Origin of the sequence: Cedecea sp. AS113, assembly GCF_037152415.1 — a bacterium.
In the GTDB taxonomy this organism is placed as follows: domain Bacteria; phylum Pseudomonadota; class Gammaproteobacteria; order Enterobacterales; family Enterobacteriaceae; genus Cedecea.
Genome location: NZ_JBBCMI010000002.1, coordinates 98,704 through 115,473, shown reverse-complemented (window position 1 = coordinate 115,473; position 16,770 = coordinate 98,704). Strand labels below are relative to the sequence as shown.

Annotated in this window: 17 protein-coding genes and 3 pseudogenes; 12 read left to right on the top strand and 8 right to left on the bottom strand. The window is 54.6% G+C overall.

Annotated elements, in window-relative coordinates:
* Positions 1-68: 68 nt before the first annotated feature.
* Both WFN87_RS02680 and WFN87_RS02675 read left to right on the top strand, forming a co-directional pair.
* Entirely contained in the window at positions 69-737 is a 669-nt protein-coding gene (locus WFN87_RS02680) for an epoxyqueuosine reductase QueH (RefSeq protein WP_336981045.1), read from the top strand.
* A 98-nt stretch (positions 738-835) separates the two neighbouring features.
* Positions 836-1,492 carry a methyltransferase gene (locus WFN87_RS02675; protein WP_336981043.1) on the top strand — a complete coding sequence of 219 codons (657 nt, stop codon included), beginning with the start codon at positions 836-838 and terminating at the stop codon, positions 1,490-1,492.
* A gap of 233 nt (positions 1,493-1,725) precedes the next feature.
* Here the strand turns inward: WFN87_RS02675 and dcp are convergent, their stop codons facing one another.
* Positions 1,726-3,774, bottom strand: a complete 2,049-nt coding sequence (gene dcp, locus WFN87_RS02670) for a peptidyl-dipeptidase Dcp (protein ID WP_336981041.1) — start codon at positions 3,772-3,774, stop codon at positions 1,726-1,728.
* Between the two features lie 135 nt (positions 3,775-3,909).
* Between dcp and ydfG the strand changes: the two genes are divergently transcribed.
* Positions 3,910-4,659, top strand: a complete 750-nt coding sequence (ydfG, locus tag WFN87_RS02665) for a bifunctional NADP-dependent 3-hydroxy acid dehydrogenase/3-hydroxypropionate dehydrogenase YdfG (RefSeq protein ID WP_008459146.1) — start codon at positions 3,910-3,912, stop codon at positions 4,657-4,659.
* A gap of 78 nt (positions 4,660-4,737) precedes the next feature.
* On the opposite strand, the gene WFN87_RS02660 is transcribed toward ydfG, so the two are convergent.
* Positions 4,738-5,064 carry a YnfA family protein gene (locus WFN87_RS02660; RefSeq protein WP_008459149.1) on the bottom strand — a complete coding sequence of 109 codons (327 nt, stop codon included), beginning with the start codon at positions 5,062-5,064 and terminating at the stop codon, positions 4,738-4,740.
* A 103-nt stretch (positions 5,065-5,167) separates the two neighbouring features.
* Here WFN87_RS02660 and WFN87_RS02655 point away from each other — a divergent pair, with 103 nt between their 5' ends.
* The 3 genes from WFN87_RS02655 to katG all read left to right on the top strand — a co-directional run bounded on the left by WFN87_RS02655 (position 5,168) and on the right by katG (position 8,627).
* Positions 5,168-5,566, top strand: a complete 399-nt coding sequence (locus WFN87_RS02655; protein WP_008459153.1) for a DUF1283 domain-containing protein — start codon at positions 5,168-5,170, stop codon at positions 5,564-5,566.
* Between the two features lie 65 nt (positions 5,567-5,631).
* Positions 5,632-6,189, top strand: coding sequence for a spermidine N1-acetyltransferase (speG, locus tag WFN87_RS02650; RefSeq protein ID WP_008459155.1), 558 nt, complete (start codon positions 5,632-5,634; stop codon positions 6,187-6,189).
* Between the two features lie 263 nt (positions 6,190-6,452).
* Positions 6,453-8,627 (top strand): catalase/peroxidase HPI, encoded by a 2,175-nt coding sequence (gene katG, locus WFN87_RS02645; protein ID WP_166874122.1) that lies wholly within the window; start codon positions 6,453-6,455, stop codon positions 8,625-8,627.
* 75 nt (positions 8,628-8,702) lie between these two features.
* On the opposite strand, the gene WFN87_RS02640 is transcribed toward katG, so the two are convergent.
* Together WFN87_RS02640 and WFN87_RS02635 are read right to left on the bottom strand one after the other, a co-directional pair.
* Positions 8,703-9,821 carry an S-(hydroxymethyl)glutathione dehydrogenase/class III alcohol dehydrogenase gene (locus tag WFN87_RS02640; protein WP_008459158.1) on the bottom strand — a complete coding sequence of 373 codons (1,119 nt, stop codon included), beginning with the start codon at positions 9,819-9,821 and terminating at the stop codon, positions 8,703-8,705.
* 28 nt (positions 9,822-9,849) lie between these two features.
* Complete coding sequence (locus WFN87_RS02635) at positions 9,850-10,125, bottom strand: metal/formaldehyde-sensitive transcriptional repressor (RefSeq protein ID WP_008459160.1); 276 nt, start codon at positions 10,123-10,125, stop codon at positions 9,850-9,852.
* Positions 10,126-10,315: 190 nt separating this feature from the next.
* Between WFN87_RS02635 and WFN87_RS02630 the strand changes: the two are divergent.
* The 3 genes and pseudogenes from WFN87_RS02630 to WFN87_RS02620 form a co-directional block, all read left to right on the top strand.
* Positions 10,316-10,444, top strand: a pseudogene (locus WFN87_RS02630) (transposase); the annotation flags it as partial.
* A pseudogene (locus WFN87_RS02625) lies at positions 10,428-10,664 on the top strand (integrase core domain-containing protein); the annotation flags it as partial. The pseudogenes WFN87_RS02630 and WFN87_RS02625, both read left to right, overlap by 17 nt.
* Positions 10,665-10,850: 186 nt before the next feature.
* Positions 10,851-11,648: a DUF4225 domain-containing protein gene (locus WFN87_RS02620; protein WP_336981037.1), complete on the top strand. Its 798-nt coding sequence runs from the start codon at positions 10,851-10,853 to the stop codon at positions 11,646-11,648.
* Here WFN87_RS02620 and WFN87_RS02615 read toward each other — a convergent pair.
* The 4 genes and pseudogenes from WFN87_RS02615 to WFN87_RS02600 all read right to left on the bottom strand — a co-directional run bounded on the left by WFN87_RS02615 (position 11,633) and on the right by WFN87_RS02600 (position 13,948).
* On the bottom strand, positions 11,633-11,965 hold the full coding sequence (locus WFN87_RS02615; protein ID WP_336981035.1) for a hypothetical protein: 333 nt from the start codon (positions 11,963-11,965) through the stop codon (positions 11,633-11,635). The two genes, WFN87_RS02620 and WFN87_RS02615, sit on opposite strands and share 16 nt — an antisense overlap.
* Before the next feature lie 142 nt (positions 11,966-12,107).
* Positions 12,108-12,299 (bottom strand): annotated as a pseudogene (locus WFN87_RS02610) (antitermination protein Q); the annotation flags it as partial.
* Between the two features lie 81 nt (positions 12,300-12,380).
* Complete coding sequence (locus tag WFN87_RS02605) at positions 12,381-12,932, bottom strand: dihydrofolate reductase family protein (protein WP_336981033.1); 552 nt, start codon at positions 12,930-12,932, stop codon at positions 12,381-12,383.
* 71 nt (positions 12,933-13,003) lie between these two features.
* Positions 13,004-13,948: a GlxA family transcriptional regulator gene (locus WFN87_RS02600; protein ID WP_336981031.1), complete on the bottom strand. Its 945-nt coding sequence runs from the start codon at positions 13,946-13,948 to the stop codon at positions 13,004-13,006.
* Positions 13,949-14,065: 117 nt separating this feature from the next.
* Between WFN87_RS02600 and WFN87_RS02595 the strand changes: the two genes are divergently transcribed.
* The 3 genes from WFN87_RS02595 (at position 14,066) to WFN87_RS02585 (ending at position 16,740) form a co-directional block, all read left to right on the top strand.
* Complete coding sequence (locus WFN87_RS02595) at positions 14,066-14,863, top strand: SDR family NAD(P)-dependent oxidoreductase (RefSeq protein WP_336981029.1); 798 nt, start codon at positions 14,066-14,068, stop codon at positions 14,861-14,863.
* Positions 14,864-15,072: 209 nt separating this feature from the next.
* Positions 15,073-15,945 (top strand): ChaN family lipoprotein, encoded by an 873-nt coding sequence (locus tag WFN87_RS02590; protein WP_336981027.1) that lies wholly within the window; start codon positions 15,073-15,075, stop codon positions 15,943-15,945.
* Positions 15,946-15,951: 6 nt separating this feature from the next.
* Positions 15,952-16,740, top strand: a complete 789-nt coding sequence (locus tag WFN87_RS02585) for a cell envelope integrity protein TolA (protein ID WP_336709597.1) — start codon at positions 15,952-15,954, stop codon at positions 16,738-16,740.
* Positions 16,741-16,770: the final 30 nt, after the last annotated feature.

Below are 16,770 nucleotides of genomic sequence, written 5' to 3'. Positions count from 1 at the left end.
TGGTGATTCCACACCCTCGTTCCTGCTACCCTCTGGCAAAAAAGTGAATAAGACTTAGGATCACCCGCATGCAAGAATTTATCCGGCCGGTTTTGAACCTGCCTAACAACGAGAAGAAACTGCTGCTGCACTCCTGCTGCGCCCCCTGCTCGGGTGAAGTCATGGAGGCCATACACGCGTCCGGTATCGAATACACCGTGTTCTTCTACAACCCAAATATTCACCCGCAGAAAGAGTATTTACTGCGCAAGGATGAAAACATTCGCTTTGCGGAACAGCACGGCGTGCCGTTTGTGGATGCGGATTACGATACCGATAATTGGTTTGAGCGTGCGAAAGGGATGGAGTGGGAGCCGGAGCGTGGAGTGAGATGCACCATGTGCTTTGATATGCGTTTCGAGCGTACCGCACTTTACGCCCATGAGCACGGATTTAATGTCATCAGCAGTTCGCTGGGGATTTCCCGCTGGAAAAACATGCAGCAGATTAACGACTGCGGGCACCGCGCCGCCGCGCCTTATGAAGGCATGCGCTATTGGGATTACAACTGGCGCAAACAGGGTGGCTCCGCTCGCATGATTGAAATCAGCAAGCGCGAACAGTTCTACCAGCAGGAATACTGCGGCTGCGTCTATTCCCTGCGCGACACCAACCTGCACCGGAAAGCCAATAACCGGCCGATGATTAAAATCGGCAAGCTGTTCTACGGCAAGGACGACGAGTCATCTCAGGCTTAACCCACTGAATGGTTGACACATTTTTGCATTAATTAACGGTTGCCCGTAGTAAGGGCAGCTGTTTTAATTTCCTCTTTAAATTATTACCAGAGGGAACTATGCAAAATAATACTCACGCTGGCGTCAGGGCTTACAACCCTATCACTCTAAAACTTTACGACTGGTGGGTGTTAAAGATCTCAAATCAGTACGCCTGGCGTTGCCCGACAGACACCGTTTTGCTCCCGCATTTCAAGGCCCACACCGGCGAAAATCATCTGGATATCGGCGTGGGAACGGGCTATTACCTGCCTCACCTGCCTGCCACCGTTGAACTTTCCCTGATGGATTTGAACACCAGCAGCCTGCAGGCGGCCTCGGCGAAAGCGGGCCACAGAATCAAAGACCATCTGCAGCATGACGTTTTTAAGCCCCTGCCGCAGAGCTGGCACGATCGTTTTGACTCCATCTCACTTTTCTATTTACTGCATTGCCTGCCCGGCTCGCTAAACGACAAAGCGCTGGCGATAGATAACATCGCCCGTACGCTTAAAACAGAAGGCACGCTCTTTGGCGCGACGATTCTGGGTGAAGGCGTGGCGCACAATGCTTTTGGCCGCAAGCTAATGAACGTTTATAACAAGAAAGGGATCTTTTCTAATCGGCAGGATTCAGCAGGGCTGCTCAGGGATGTTTTGACCGCGAGATTCGAACAGGTCGACGTAAAAATTGAAGGAACAGTCGCGTTATTTACCGCCAGCGGACGCCGCGATTAAGAGGGAAAATCCGGGAGCCTGCCGACATCGATCAGGCCCCGTAATCGTTCAAAGTAACCCAGAAGTACCCTGCATTTTCCCGAGCAGGTTTGAAATTTATAGCCAGCAACCCTGGACATTGCACGGATATATTCTGTTTGATTTTTAAGGCACTTAACGCAAATCAGGGCTTTGCAGTTTGCGTTAAGTGCGATTTCACTGCGGCTACACTAGTGAGAGCGCTTTCTTTGCCATTATTGCTCCGCCAGCCCGCGGTTTTTCAGCATCGGTTCGCTGTGCGGATCGTGCCCTCGCCAGTCGCGGTACAACGCTTCCAGATCGCTGCTGTTGCCTCTTGAGAGAATCGCTTCCCGGAAGCGCTGACCGTTTGCGGCGCTGAGCCCGCCCTGCTCCACAAACCACTGATAGCCGTCGTCCGCTAACATTTGCGTCCAGATATAGGCGTAGTAACCCGCCGCGTAGCCGCCGCCAAAAATATGGGCAAAATAGCTACTGCGGTAGCGAGGCGGCACCTCGGCCAGCTTGATGTGCTCTTTTTCCAGCGCTTCAGCTTCGAAGCGCGCCACATCGTCAATAGCCGTGTCTGGCGCCAGGCTGTGCCAGTTCATGTCCAGCAGCGCCGCCGCCAGCAGCTCGGTCATGTCATAGCCTTTGTTAAACTGCGCGGCGCGGAACAGTTTGCTGCGGAGCGACTCTGGCATTGGCTCGCCGGTCTGGTGATGCCGGGCATAATTGGCAAAGACCTCGGGATGGCTCGCCCAGTGCTCGTTAATTTGCGAAGGGAACTCCACAAAATCTCGCGGCGTGTTGGTCCCCGAAAGGCTCGCATAGCGCTGGGTAGCAAACAGGCCGTGCAGCGTATGGCCGAACTCGTGAAACAGCGTTATGACATCGTCCCATGAAATCAGGGCAGCCTCGCCGCTGGCCGGTTTGGTGTAGTTGCATACGTTGTAGATCACCGGCATGGCGTCAAACAGCGTGGATTGCTCGACAAAGTTCCCCATCCACGCCCCGCCGCCTTTGCTGTCTCTGGCGAAGAAATCACCGTAGAACAGCGCCATGCCGCGCCCATCGTTATCAAAAATCTCCCAGGTGCGCACATCCGGGTGGTAAGTCGGGATATCAAAACGTTCCACGAAACGCAGCCCGAAGAGCTGGCTGGCGGCCCAGAATACGCCGTTAGTCAGCACACCGTTGAGTTCAAAATACGGTTTAATCTGCCCTTCATCGAGATCGTACTTCGCACTACGCACCTGCTCGGCGTAAAACTGCCAGTCCCATGCCGTGGCCTGGAATCCCCCGTTCTGGGCATCAATAACGTCCTGAATGTCTTTCAGTTCGCGGCGCGCCCGCCCGGTGGCCGCAGGGACGATGTTCCGCATAAAGCGCAGCGCCGCATCGGGGGTTTTCGCCATCTGGTCGGCCATTTTCCAGGCCGCGTAGTTTTCAAAGCCCAAAAGCTGAGCTTGTGCAGCCCGCAGCGTAGCCAGGCGAGCGACGATGGCGCGAGTATCGTTCGCATCGTTGCGCTGGGCACGCGTCCAGCCAGCCTCAAAGAGCGCTTCTCGCGTGGCGCGGTCGCTCAGGCTTTGTAAAGCCGGCTGCTGGGTAAAATTCAGCAGCGGAAGCAGCCATTTCCCCGGCAGGCCTTTGTCAGCCGCAGCCTGCGCAGCAGCCGCAATTTCCGCGCTGGTCAGGCCGTTAAGCGCCTCAGCGTGGTCAACCACCAGACCACCGGCTTTATCCGCCGCATGAAGACGATTATTGAACTGGCTGGTGAGCTGGGCGCTCTCTTTGTTCAGCGCTTTCAGCTGCGTTTTATCCTGCTGGCTTAACGTGGCGCCCGCCAGCTTGAACGACTGCCAGGTCACCTCCACCAGCCGCAGGGATTCCGCATCCAGATTGAGGTCGTGGCGCTGCTGATAAACGCGATTCAGCCGGGCGAATAAGGTGTCGTTCAGGCGAATTTCATCGGCAAGCTCAGCCAGTTCGGTGGAGAACTCTTCATCAAGCTGCTGCAGGAAATCGCTGGTGTGCGCCGACGTCATGGCGTAGAACACGGTAGTCACGCGGCCCAACATCGCACCGGTTTTCTCCAGCGCCAGGTAAGTATTTTCAAACGTAGGCTCAGCCGGATCACCGGCAATGGCGGCGACTTCTGCACGCTTGATGCGCTTACCTTCATCGAAAGCCGGTCGGTAATGGTCGTTAGTTATCTCGTCGAAATGCGGGGCCTGATAAGGCAATAAACTCGGCTGGAAAAACGGGTTGCTCTGCAACATCCTCTACTCCCGGTGACCTGAAATGTGGGTTAGTTATAGCGCATTTAGCTTCGTTTCTTAAAAGAAAAACTAAGATTACCGTGGCCCGTTAGCGTGCTAAGGTAGTGCCGGACAAAAGCGTTGAGGAACAGAGAGATGATTGTACTGGTTACGGGTGCTACCGCGGGCTTTGGTGAAAGCATTACCCGCCGTTTCGTTAAGAATGGCCATAAGGTTATTGCCACCGGCCGCCGTCAGGAACGCCTGCTCGAGCTTAAAGAAGAGCTGGGTGACAACCTGTTTACGCTGCAGCTGGATGTGCGCAATCGCGCGGCAATAGAAGAAGCGCTGGCTTCCCTGCCGGCCGACTGGCAACAGATTGATATCCTGGTCAACAACGCCGGGCTGGCGCTGGGCATGGAGCCTGCGCATAAAGCCAACGTCGATGACTGGGAAAACATGATCGACACCAACAACAAAGGCCTGGTTTATATGACCCGCGCCGTGCTGCCGGGCATGGTCGAGCGCAATCGCGGCCACATTATTAACATCGGTTCCACCGCGGGCAGCTGGCCTTACGCCGGGGGCAACGTCTACGGGGCGACCAAAGCCTTCGTGCGCCAGTTCAGCCTGAACCTGCGCACCGACCTGCATAAAACGGCCGTTCGCGTGACGGATATCGAACCAGGCATGGTGGGCGGCACCGAGTTTTCCAACGTGCGCTTTAAGGGCGACGATGACAAAGCCGGCAAAACCTACGAAAACGCCAACGCGCTGACGCCGGAAGACGTTACCGAGGCCGTCTGGTGGGTGGCGACGTTACCGAAACACGTCAATATCAACACCCTGGAAATGATGCCGGTCAGCCAGACGTTTGCCGGTCTGAGCGTCCATCGCGAAGGGTAATTCTGGCGGAAGTCATGCTGAAACGGGGCCTTTGCAGCCCCGTTTTTTCATCTTACGGCACGCTAAAACGCGGAGCGATCAGGCCCGGCCCCAGCCAGCAACGATGATCAGCATCCCACAGAAAGCAATGGCCGCTCCGGTCCAGTCGTAAACGCTGAGCTTCACGCCGTCGACCACGCGCAGCCAGAGCAACGCCGTCACCACATAAACCCCGCCGTAGGCCGCATAGACGCGCCCGCTGGCCGCCGGATGCAGCGTCAAAAGCCAGACAAAAATCGCCAGCGACAGCGCCGCTGGCAGCAATAACAACGGAGAGCCGTTGCGTTTAAGCCATAGCCAGGGCAGAAAACAACCAATAATCTCCGCCAAAGCGGTGGCAAAAAATAGCAACGTTGTTTTGATCATATTGTCTTTTCTTCAGTAATAATGATGCCCACTAACTCTGACATTAGGCGCGAATCAGCCTCAATGATATGATTAGTTTTATTAAACTAAAAAGGAAATCGCAATGAACTCAATCCTTCGTAAGTCTTTGTCATGGATGCCGTTAGCCTTGCTGGGAGCTGCATTCATGGTTTCTATGCCAACCCAGGCCGATACTAACGTGATCGTTGTTCCGGGCGGAACGAACGGCGTCGGTGGTCAGGAGAACTCCCTGACCCGCCAGCGCGCAGCGGAAGAAAAAGAGCAGTGGAATGACACCCGTACCCTGCGCCAGAAGATCAACCGCCATAACGAAAAAGTGTTCGACCGTGAGTCGGCGCGCGGAGACAAAGACTGGGCCAAACAAGATGCCGCCCAGGATACCTTCGACAAATGCCAGCAGAGCGCCAACGTGAACGCCTACTGGGAGCCGAACACCCTGCGCTGCCTGGATCGCCGCACCGGCCGCGCGATCAATCCATAATAGTCCCCCTCTCAAACGAGGCTTCTGCTTAAGAAGCCTCACCATCATCAGCGCAAGGATCTGCTATGAGTAACGAACTGCCTATTCGTCTTCGCCCGCTTGAGCGCGAAGATCTCCGCTTCGTCCACCAACTGGACAATAACGCCAGCGTCATGCGCTACTGGTTTGAAGAGCCTTACGAAGCCTTCGTGGAGCTGTCTGACCTGTATGACAAACATATTCACGATCAGAGCGAGCGCCGCTTTGTCATCGACTGCAACGGCGTTAATGCCGGGCTGGTTGAGCTGGTCGAAATCGACCACATCCACCGCCGGGCGGAGTTTCAGATAATTATCACGCCGGAGTTCCAGGGCAAAGGGCTCGCCTCGCGCGCGGCCAAACTGGCCATGGAGTACGGTTTTACCGTGCTCAATCTCTATAAGCTCTACCTGATTGTCGATAAAGAGAATGAAAAAGCGGTACATATTTATAAAAAACTGGGCTTTATCGTGGAAGGCGAGCTGATCCACGAGTTCTTCATTAACGGCCAGTACCGCGATGCCATTCGGATGTGCATCTTCCAGCAGCAATTCCTGGCGCAGAAAACCCCGGAAAAAACCCTGCTTAAGCCGACGGCTCAGTAACCGCTTTTCACAGATGAATGCCGCCCTGCGTGAGCGTTCATCTGTCCTTCCCTGTTTCTCCCGCCAGCCTTCTTGCCGCTTCGTCTATTTTCCAGACAATCAGACGGGTTTTTTCTGCAAACCACTCAATCAGAACTAAAATAATAGGGCTGTAAAATTTTGCGTTTAAAAGGCAACGGCTATCAAATTCGTAGGCCCATCCAGATATTAATTATTGATCGTACAGATTATCGTTATCGGGCATACATATAACGGAGAGCAAAATGAGCAATTCTACTGACTTACACAATGCTTCCTCAGCGAGCGCAGGAAAGTGCCCATTTAACCACGGCCAGAGCACGGACATTGCCGGCGAGGGAACCAGCAACCAGGACTGGTGGCCGCACCAGTTACGCGTCGACCTGTTGAATCAACACTCCAATCGTTCCAACCCGCTGGATGAAAACTTCAGCTACCGCAAAGAATTTAGCAAACTCGATTATTACGCCCTGAAAGGCGACATCAAAGCGCTGTTAACGGATTCTCAATCCTGGTGGCCTGCCGACTGGGGCAGCTATATCGGTCTCTTTATCCGTATGGCGTGGCACAGTGCAGGAACCTATCGCTCCCGCGACGGTCGCGGTGGCTCCGGACGCGGTCAACAGCGTTTTGCGCCTCTTAACTCCTGGCCGGATAACGTCAGCCTCGATAAATCCCGTCGCCTGCTTTGGCCCATTAAACAAAAATATGGTCAGCAAATTTCCTGGGCAGACCTGATTATTCTCGCCGGTAACGTGGCGCTGGAAAATGCGGGCTTCCGCACCTTCGGCTTTGGTGCCGGGCGCGAAGATGTCTGGGAACCCGATCTCGACGTTAACTGGGGGGCAGAGAAAGAGTGGCTTGAGCACCGCCACCCGGAATCTCTGGCACAGGCTCCGCTCGGTGCGACCGAAATGGGTCTGATTTACGTCAACCCGGAAGGCCCTGAGCACAGCGGCGACCCGCTTTCCGCAGCGCCTGCTATTCGCGCCACCTTTGGCAACATGGGGATGGACGACGAAGAGATTGTCGCCCTGATTGCCGGGGGCCATACGCTCGGTAAAACCCACGGCTCTGCAGCCGCCACCCACGTTGGCGCAGACCCGGAAGATGCTCCGCTTGAGGCGCAGGGGCTTGGCTGGGCAAACAGCTACAATAGCGGCGTCGGCGCGGATGCCATAACCTCCGGCCTCGAAGTGGTCTGGACGCAAACGCCAACCCAGTGGAGCAACTACTTCTTCGAAAACCTGTTCGGCTACGACTGGGTACAAACCCGCAGCCCGGCAGGCGCCATTCAGTTTGAGGCGACCAACGGCCCGGATATCATTCCCGATCCGTTTGATCCGTCCAAAAAACGCAAACCAACGATGCTTGTAACTGACCTGACGCTGCGCTTCGATCCAGAGTTCGAGAAAATTTCTCGCCGCTTCCTGAACGATCCGCAGGCCTTCAACGAAGCCTTCGCCCGCGCCTGGTATAAACTGACGCACCGCGATATGGGGCCAAAAGCGCGCTACATCGGCCCGGAAGTGCCAAAAGAAGATCTGATTTGGCAGGATCCGTTGCCGAAAGCTACCCACGCGCCGTCCAGCGCCGATATCGACGCGCTGAAAAAAGCGATTGCGGATTCCGGCCTGTCCGTCAGCGAGCTGGTTTCGGTGGCATGGGCATCTGCCTCAACCTTCCGCGGAGGGGACAAACGCGGCGGTGCCAACGGGGCGCGGCTGGCACTTGCTCCGCAGCGCGGCTGGGAAGTGAACGCCGTGGCGGCCCGTGCTCTGCCTGTGCTTGAAGCAATTCAGAAGGCATCCGGCAAAGCGTCGCTGGCGGACATCATCGTGCTGGCCGGCGTGGTAGGCATTGAGAAGGCCAGCCACAGCAAAGTACCGTTCACGCCGGGGCGCGTGGACGCCACTCAGGAGCAGACCGACATCGAGTCCTTCGAGCTGCTGAAACCGGCCGCTGACGGCTTCCGAAACTATCGCCGCATTGCGAATGCCACCTCAACCGAAGCGCTGCTGATCGACAAGGCGCAGCAGCTGACGCTGACGGCTCCTGAGCTGACGGTCTTAATCGGCGGTTTGCGCGCGCTGGGCGTTAACTACGATGAAAGCCAGCACGGCGTGCTGACTTCTCGTCCGGGTGAGCTGACGAATGATTTCTTCGTCAATCTGCTGGATATGCGTACCGAGTGGAAAGCCGCTGACGCAGGCTCCGAAGTGTTTGAGGGCCGCGATCGCCTTAGCAGAGAAGTAAAATACACCGGCACCCGCGCCGATCTGGTCTTTGGCTCTAACGCCGTGCTGCGCTCCCTGGCGGAAGTGTATGCCAGCCAGGATGCCAAAGAGAAGTTCGTCAAAGACTTTATCGCCGCATGGACAAAGGTAATGAATCTCGACCGTTTCGACCTACAGCAGTAAAACGAAAGGGAGGCTTTTGGCCTCCCCCTGGTTTAACGCTATATGGGAAGGCATTTCGCCTTCCCTTTTTACTGCTTACTCTTCGCCGAAGTGGATCACGGTGCGAATCGATTTTCCTTCATGCATCAGGTCAAACGCTTCGTTGATCTTGTTCAGCGGCATGCGGTGAGTAATGAACGGATCCAAATTGATTTTGCCCGCCATTGCATCTTCTACCATGCCCGGCAGTTGAGTGCGGCCTTTAACGCCCCCGAACGCTGAGCCACGCCAGACGCGGCCAGTCACCAGCTGGAATGGGCGGGTTTTAATTTCCTGCCCCGCCCCGGCCACGCCGATAATCACGCTCTCGCCCCAGCCTTTGTGGCAGCATTCCAGCGCGGAACGCATCACGTTCACGTTGCCGATACATTCGAAGCTGTAATCCACGCCGCCGTCGGTCAGCTCAACGATCACATCCTGAATCGGCTTCTCGTGATCTTTCGGGTTAATGCAGTCGGTGGCGCCCATTTCACGCGCGAGGGTGAATTTTTCCGGATTGGTATCAACGGCAATGATTCGCCCGGCCTTAGCCTGCACCGCGCCCTGAATCACCGCCAGGCCGATCCCACCGAGACCAAATACCGCCACGGTATCGCCCTCTTTCACTTTTGCCGTGTTGTGCACCGCGCCGATGCCGGTGGTCACGCCACAGCCAAGCAGACACACTTTATCCAGCGGCGCCTGAGGGTTGACCTTAGCCAGAGAGATCTCCGCCACTACGGTGTATTCGCTGAAAGTGCTGGTACCCATGTAGTGATAAATTGGCTCGCCGTTGTAGGAGAAGCGGGTGGTGCCATCCGGCATCAGGCCTTTGCCCTGCGTGGCGCGAACGGCCTGGCAGAGGTTAGTTTTGCCGGATTTACAGAACTTACACTCGCGGCATTCTGCGGTATAGAGCGGAATAACGTGGTCGCCCGGCTTCAGGCTGGTCACGCCCTCGCCCACTTCCACCACGATGCCGCCGCCTTCGTGGCCCAGCACCGCCGGGAATACGCCTTCCGGATCGTCGCCGGACAGCGTGAAAGCATCGGTATGGCAAACGCCGGTGTGGGTGATTTTCACCAGCACCTCACCTTTTTGCGGTGGCGCAACGTCGATTTCCACAATTTCCAAAGGTTTACCCGGCCCAAAGGCCACCGCAGCACGTGATTTCATTGTTTTGTTCCTTTTGGTGGGGGTGTTTTTATTTTAGATAAGAGCGCAGCAAATTCCCGACCTCCGCCATCCGCAGCGCGCGCTGCTCTTCGGAGGTGTCGCCGGTGACCAGCTCGTCTTTAAGGTGAATTTCCATCATTTCGCCCATCAGGCCGTTGGCTGCCCCGCGAACGGCCGCGATCTGCTGCAAAATGGCGAGGCACGGATCGCCGTTTTCCAGCGCGCGCTCAAGCGCCTCGGCCTGGCCGCGAATGCGCCTGACGCGGGTCAAAATACGTTTTTTGTCTTCCGGAGAGTGTGGCATAACCGCCCCTTTGATACTGTAGGGGGGTATAGTAACGTAATTTTTAGGTTATTGACAATTTTAAATATTATCTAAATTTCAATGAATTAAGGACTCACACTAAAAGACATATGGAAGCATCCCGGCAAACCGGACCATTCACATTTAGAGATCTTCCGGGATACCGATTATGTCCCCGGAGGAGATCGCCATGCGCAAAGCCCGATTCACCGAACACCAGATCATCGCCGTTCTGAAGTCCATCGAAGCCGGGCGCACCGTTAAGGATATCTGCCGCGAGGCCGGGATCTCTGAAGCCTCGGATTACAACTGGAAAGCCCACGCAGAATGCCTTTATCGAACGGTTCAACCGCACGTACAGGACAGAAATACTGGATTTTTATCTGTTCAGAACGCTGAATGAAGGACGGGAAATTACAGAACGCTGGCTGGCTGAATATAACAGCGAGCGCCCTCATTAATCCCTGAATAACCTGACGCCGGAAGAATACCGGCTGATAACTGAAAACCCGGAAATCTCAAAAAGTGCGATCAACTAAAACGGGTGTGCTTACAGCAGGGTTTCGAAGGTTAATTACCTGCGGGCGAGACATTCCATAATTTGAACCCTACACGCCAATATTATGCAAAGTCAACCATTTTGACTGCACCGTTCCCCTTTTCATTGTGTTATACCGTTGCAACCTTTTTCAACTCCAAACAAACGATGTTACAGGATTTGCGTTATGGATAACTATCTGGATAAAAAACGATTTAACAACTATTACCTTATGCTTGCACAGCGAGAAGCAAATAGCCTCCAGCGCTACGCCAGACAGATTTCATCACTACATCTTAAAACCTTAGTTCCCCGACTTAACTTCAATAATGAAATTGATAAATTTATTGACGCACAAATAAAACAGATAACAACTGCAAAGAATGAACGTGAATGTAAAGAGTGCTTATTTAATATCAGGGAAGAAAAAAGACTTATCGAGCAGCAAAATACCGAACTAAAAATGGGTAGCACTAAAATCGTTGTTTCCGCAGAACTGGTGAATAAACTGGATGCGTGGGGCTATGTGATTAATGGGGTTGGGGTCGTTCTGAGCGGATTTCAGGTAATTGCAGGGGCTGGCATCACTATCGCATCTATAACTCATGGAAATATGATAGGGCTTACTGCTGGTTCGCTACTGATTTTACATGGGGTTAATGGACTTTATGAGGGGGTAACGAATATCTCGACAGGGCGATCTGACACGACTGGTGCAGTAAAAAAAGGCTATGTAAGAGTCGCTGAGTTTATGGGATTCAGTGACAAGGCAGGACTCTTGGCATACAGCGGTATGGATCTGGCCTTGTCTGGATACGGCCTGGCAAGACAAATCATGAAAGCTGATGCATGGCGATTATTCAGGCATTTACCGTCTGATTTCGTAAGAAACTATAAAAATATGAGCACAACCGCATTACTTATTGAAGGAGGCGGTGATGGAGTTGCACTCAAATCAATTGCGGATAGCTATAAATCTAACTGATTTATAATTTTATTATAATTTAAAAAAATCTTCGCCCCTAGCTTAAAAGGGGCGAAAACCTCAAGAACAAAAAATGAAAAGACACCAACAAAAATAATCCCATAGAACGAATCGACACCATCATTGATGTAACTAACAACACAGAAGGCTAAAATTAAAAGCCTCAAGAAAACGCCCCCCAAAAATGCTCTTCTTAACTGCCTCAATATAACAATATAAGATACGCCCTCCTTGTCTACCCAATGCGCTATAAATGCACTTTCCTTTTTGGTAAAGCCACGCGAGAATAAAACAGTTCGAATTTCTTCTTTGTCCATGACAGCTATATCCCTTTATAAAATCACACTATATAGTAACGTGTTATTATAATGAAATGTAGCGTTTTTGACTGCAACTTAATCAGCAAAAAACCTCCGTAATGCGGCAGGGTTCCATTATTCGCAGCATCAGAAAGCAAATTCAGAATTCTGATCGCGCCACAACCCTAAAAGCGGTCTCGGCCTTTTCCTCTTCTACACAAGAGACATTCACCAGTCCCTCATAAAACCGCTTCCAGTTACGCGACCATGAAGACTGGTGAAGATCCGGCAGGCGTTTCAGTATTGCCCGGTGAACGGTAGCTGACGATACGACGCTGACCCCGTTTCCCGCACCTAAAGGCCTATCATCTCCGACGGCGTATTCTGTCCCGCCTACCTAATGCCCGGCTCTATCGAAAAAAAAGCCCGTCGACTAAATGGCTTCCGATACTATTTTCACATCAGCAATAAACTCGATAGCCCCGCTCTTTAGCACGCGCTGATTCACTGTAGAAAAACTCAACGCCTGGCTCACCGGCAGCAGCGGGATCCCCGCCCCGATAACGACCGGGATCTGGGTGACAAACAGGCGCTGCAGCTCTCCGGCTTCGGCGAACCAGGCGGCAGTTTTACCTCCGCCTACCAGCCAGACATCTTTGCCTTTGGCGGCTTCGCGGGCTTGCGCGGTAATGTCGACGGCTTCGCCCTGTACCAGCGTGATATTTTGCCCTTCCGGCACCGATAGCGAACGGTGCGTGACGATAAATGCCGGGACATCGGCATAGGGCCAGGCCTCTGGCGAGTTTTCCAGGATCCAGCTGTAGGTTTCCGCCCCCATGATCACCGCCCCTACGGTCTGATAGAACTCATCGTATGGTGTGGCGTCATCCCCCAGCGGGAAGTTCATTAGCCAGTCCAACTGATGCTGCCGATCGGCAATGTAACCATCCAGCGTCGCCGCAACGTAATAGACTAAATTCGCCATGTTTTTCCCTCTCAGTCAGGCCATTATCCGACTGAGTGTACAGAGATAAAAACCTGTCGCCACTGCCAATTTTAGGCTTGCAGTTCTTCATCTCCTCGCGCCTGGCGGCGTATCACCTGCGGTGGCTGGCCGTAGGCACGAAGAAACGCCCGGCGCATTCTGTCCCGCTCGCCAAACCCGGTTTGCCGAGCCACTTCGTCGATGGAGCGGGCGCTGGTTTCAAGCAGCATACGGGCGGACTCCAGGCGCAAATGTTCGATCGCGCGAGCGGGCGACTGGCCGGTTTCAGCCTGAAAGCTGCGGCTAAACTGGCGGGGAGATAAATTCGCCACCGCCGCCAGCTCTTCCACGCTCAAGGCGTTTTCCAGGTGTGCGCGGGCGTAAGTCATCACTTTTTGAATACGATCAGATTTAGGCTCCAGTTCAAGAAGGGAGGAAAACTGAGACTGCCCACCGGCGCGCCGATGATAGAGCACCAGCTTCCTGGCGATGGTGCGGGCGATATCAGCCCCCAGATCGTCTTCAATCAGCGCCAGCGCAAGATCGATGGCCGCCGTCATCCCCGCAGAGGTCCAGTAAGGCCCGTCGCAAATAAAAATCTTATCTTCTTCCACGCTGATGCCCGGAAAACGCTGCTGCAGATCTCGCGCATACATCCAGTGCGTGGTGGCTCGCCGCCCCTCAAGCAACCCGGCTTCGGCCAATAAAAAGGTTCCGAGGCAGGCTGCGGCCACGCGGCGCGCATAGACCGCCGCCTGGCGAACAAAATCAATCGTCGCGGGGGAAGCCTGTTCCATCGTGGCGCCGAACAGCAGGAGATCGTACTGCGTATCCGCCATTGGCTCAGTCATCACCTCAAACCCTGCCGACGTAGGCACCCCGCCGCCCTGCTCAGACAGCAAATGCAGCTCATACACCGGCTCGCTCGCCATCAGGTTAGCCACTTCAAATGCCGTAATGACGGCGAATCCCATGGTGGAATACCCGGGGGTAACAACAAAACCGACCTTTTGCATGTGGCAGACCGCCGTGATTGATGGTGTCATAAAAAGACGGTTATATGACATTTGAGACACAAAAAGCCAGTGTTAATGTTGCTTTCGTCAATTAACCCCCTTTTCAGGAGCTACACAATGAGCAACACATCTACAGGCACAGCCCTCGTCACCGGGGCATCCGGCGGGATCGGCGCCGTCTACGCGGCCCGCCTGGCTAAACGCGGTTATAACCTGATTCTGGTGGCTCGCAACACGGACCGCCTGAACCAGGTCGCCCAGCGCATTCGTGAAGAAAGCGGGCAATCGGTGGAGGTTGTTCCCGCCGATCTGGGTAACGCGACAGAGCTGCAGCAGATCGAAACGCGGCTAAAAAACGACGAGTCTATTACGCTGCTGGTGAATAACGCGGGCTTTGGCTCAAAAGAAAGCGTGCTGGAAGCCAGCGTGGATGAAATGACCGCGATGATAGACCTCAACGTGACTGCGTTAACTCGCCTGACCTATGCGGCGGCCCCGGCAATGGCTGCCCGCCGGCACGGCACCATTATTAACATTGCTTCGGTCGTCGCTATTGCCCCTGAATTGCTGAACGGTGTTTACGGGGCCAGTAAAGCGTTCGTGCTGGCATTGAGTCACTCTTTGCAGCAGGAGCTGGCGGAGTCCGGCGTGCGCATTCAGGCCGTGCTGCCTGGCGCCACGGCCACGGATTTCTGGAATATTGCCGGCGTGGGCGGGCACGAAAATCTGCCGCAAAGCTGGGTGATGAGTACCGGAGATATGGTGGATGCCGCGCTGGTCGGCCTTGATGCCGGTGAAAAGGTGACCATTCCTTCGTTGCAGGATGGCCACGAATGGGATAACTGGGAGGCTGAACGCCGGGTGATTAGCTCGCATCTGAGCGCTTCTCAGCCAGCGCCGCGTTACACTCGCTAAGCAATCACGCTATTTTGCTCTACAGATGCCGCCCTCAGGCGGCATTTTTGCTGTTATCAACGCTAACTGTCGCTCAAATCACCTGCCTGTAAGAATATTTAAATGATAATGAGTATCATTTAAATATTTTATTTGTTAACATCCTGCCCGCGGTAAATTGATCGACATCAAGACTAACAGCCAGTGAAGGCTACCTCCGGGCAAAAGATATGCATAAAAAATTGATCCTTACGTCTTTGATAGCGTTAGCCAGCCTGGGCCTCAGCGCCTGCAGCCAAACCTCTCCCTCGCCTCAAGCGGCAAGCCATGTCGCCGTCACGCATGGGCAAATCATTGATTTACAAAGTGGCGAAACGCTGACAGAACGACAGCTGCTGGCCAAACTCGCCAGCGCTCAGCGGCTTATCGTCGGCGAAAAGCACGATAACGCCGAACATCACCAGATTGAGCTTTGGCTGCTGCAGAATCTGCAAAAAGAGCGTCCTCAGGGCAGCGTCCTGCTGGAGATGCTAACCGCCAGCCAACAGCCGCGCGTCACCCAGGTGAAGGCCTGGCTCAAAGAGGAGCCGCAGGTGCGGGACAGCCGCATTCAGGAACTGCTTCACTGGCAGAAAGGCTGGCCGTGGGAGATGTATGGCGGCGTCGTGACCGAAGCCCTGCACGCGCCCTCACCTTTACTCAACGCCAATATCAACCGCGATGAGATAATGCGTCTTTATAAAGACCCGCGCTTCCCGGAAGGGAAAAAATCAACCGTGCCCGCCGTACAGGCCGCGCTGAAAGAAACGATTATTGCCATGCACGGGGGCAACATCGAAGGCCAACAGCTGACGTCAATGCTGGCGATTCAGCAGCAGCGCGATCGCTATATGGCCCAACAGTTGCTGAGCGCCCCAACGCCCGCTTTACTGATTGCGGGCGGATATCATGCGTCCAGGAGCATCGGCGTGCCGCTGCATATGGAGGACTTGTCTCCCGCCTCGAAGCCGGTAGTGCTGATGCTGGCGGAAAAAGGCATGAATATCACGGCAGAGCAGGCTGATTATGTGTGGTTTGTTGCGCCTGCTCCGGCAAAACGGTAACCGTCGATGACAGACACGTTGACGCCTTCTCTGGCGGGCAGAAGCGGCACGGGTTTTACGCTGTCTCTGCTTCTCCACGGAGGCCTTTTTTTAGCGCTAATCTGGCAGGTGTCTGACACGCCCTCTGCCCTGGAGCCTGCGCCCGCCGTGATGCTGCAATGGGCCGACGATATCGAAGCCCCGCCGACACCAGTCCCGCTTCCGGTGGGCATTGCCCAGCAGGAGTCAGCGGCAGCAGAAGAAAAGCAGCAGGCTGAAGACAAGCAACAGCAGCCTTTGCCGATAGCCAAAGATGCGGTGATTGAAGTCACTCGTCGGAAAAAAGCTGCCGAAGGTGAAAAGAAAAAACCTCGCCCACCGCGCAACGTCAGGGAGCAAACCAGCGACAGCAGCCAGGCGGCCATCTCGACCAATGCCGCTCCTCAGCCCAGCGTGGTGTCCTCGCGTATTGCCGCGCCTTACCACAGTGATGCCGAGAAACAACACAGCCAGCAGGATAGCTGGGAGAGTCGGGTCAAAGGCCATCTCAACCGCTTCAAACGCTACCCCGGCGACGCCCGTCAGCGTGCCAGAACGGGCATCGCAGTGGTGACGTTTACCGTGGATGCTGCGGGCAAAGTTGTTGCCAGTTCTCTAACCGGTTCATCGGGAACGCGCTCGCTTGATCGGGAAGCCGTGGCCGTTTTAGAACGTGCCCAGCCGCTGCCGAAACCGCCCGTCGAGCGCTTAAAGGGAGGCGTGTATAACGTCACAATGCCAATCAATTTCGACCTGACGGAACTTAGCCGAAGCTAGCGCTAAGCCCCACAACCTGAACGTTAACTT

What these genes read in the sequence shown, in the direction of transcription:
- WFN87_RS02680 (WP_336981045.1), top strand. Translation starts at nt 69, where the DNA reads ATGCAAGAATTTATCCGGCCGGTTTTGAACCTGCCTAACAACGAGAAG.
- WFN87_RS02675 (WP_336981043.1), top strand. Translation starts at nt 836, where the DNA reads ATGCAAAATAATACTCACGCTGGCGTCAGGGCTTACAACCCTATCACT.
- dcp (WP_336981041.1), bottom strand. Translation starts at nt 3,774, where the DNA reads ATGTTGCAGAGCAACCCGTTTTTCCAGCCGAGTTTATTGCCTTATCAG.
- ydfG (WP_008459146.1), top strand. Translation starts at nt 3,910, where the DNA reads ATGATTGTACTGGTTACGGGTGCTACCGCGGGCTTTGGTGAAAGCATT.
- WFN87_RS02660 (WP_008459149.1), bottom strand. Translation starts at nt 5,064, where the DNA reads ATGATCAAAACAACGTTGCTATTTTTTGCCACCGCTTTGGCGGAGATT.
- WFN87_RS02655 (WP_008459153.1), top strand. Translation starts at nt 5,168, where the DNA reads ATGAACTCAATCCTTCGTAAGTCTTTGTCATGGATGCCGTTAGCCTTG.
- speG (WP_008459155.1), top strand. Translation starts at nt 5,632, where the DNA reads ATGAGTAACGAACTGCCTATTCGTCTTCGCCCGCTTGAGCGCGAAGAT.
- katG (WP_166874122.1), top strand. Translation starts at nt 6,453, where the DNA reads ATGAGCAATTCTACTGACTTACACAATGCTTCCTCAGCGAGCGCAGGA.
- WFN87_RS02640 (WP_008459158.1), bottom strand. Translation starts at nt 9,821, where the DNA reads ATGAAATCACGTGCTGCGGTGGCCTTTGGGCCGGGTAAACCTTTGGAA.
- WFN87_RS02635 (WP_008459160.1), bottom strand. Translation starts at nt 10,125, where the DNA reads ATGCCACACTCTCCGGAAGACAAAAAACGTATTTTGACCCGCGTCAGG.
- WFN87_RS02620 (WP_336981037.1), top strand. Translation starts at nt 10,851, where the DNA reads ATGGATAACTATCTGGATAAAAAACGATTTAACAACTATTACCTTATG.
- WFN87_RS02615 (WP_336981035.1), bottom strand. Translation starts at nt 11,965, where the DNA reads ATGGACAAAGAAGAAATTCGAACTGTTTTATTCTCGCGTGGCTTTACC.
- WFN87_RS02605 (WP_336981033.1), bottom strand. Translation starts at nt 12,932, where the DNA reads ATGGCGAATTTAGTCTATTACGTTGCGGCGACGCTGGATGGTTACATT.
- WFN87_RS02600 (WP_336981031.1), bottom strand. Translation starts at nt 13,948, where the DNA reads ATGCAAAAGGTCGGTTTTGTTGTTACCCCCGGGTATTCCACCATGGGA.
- WFN87_RS02595 (WP_336981029.1), top strand. Translation starts at nt 14,066, where the DNA reads ATGAGCAACACATCTACAGGCACAGCCCTCGTCACCGGGGCATCCGGC.
- WFN87_RS02590 (WP_336981027.1), top strand. Translation starts at nt 15,073, where the DNA reads ATGCATAAAAAATTGATCCTTACGTCTTTGATAGCGTTAGCCAGCCTG.
- WFN87_RS02585 (WP_336709597.1), top strand. Translation starts at nt 15,952, where the DNA reads ATGACAGACACGTTGACGCCTTCTCTGGCGGGCAGAAGCGGCACGGGT.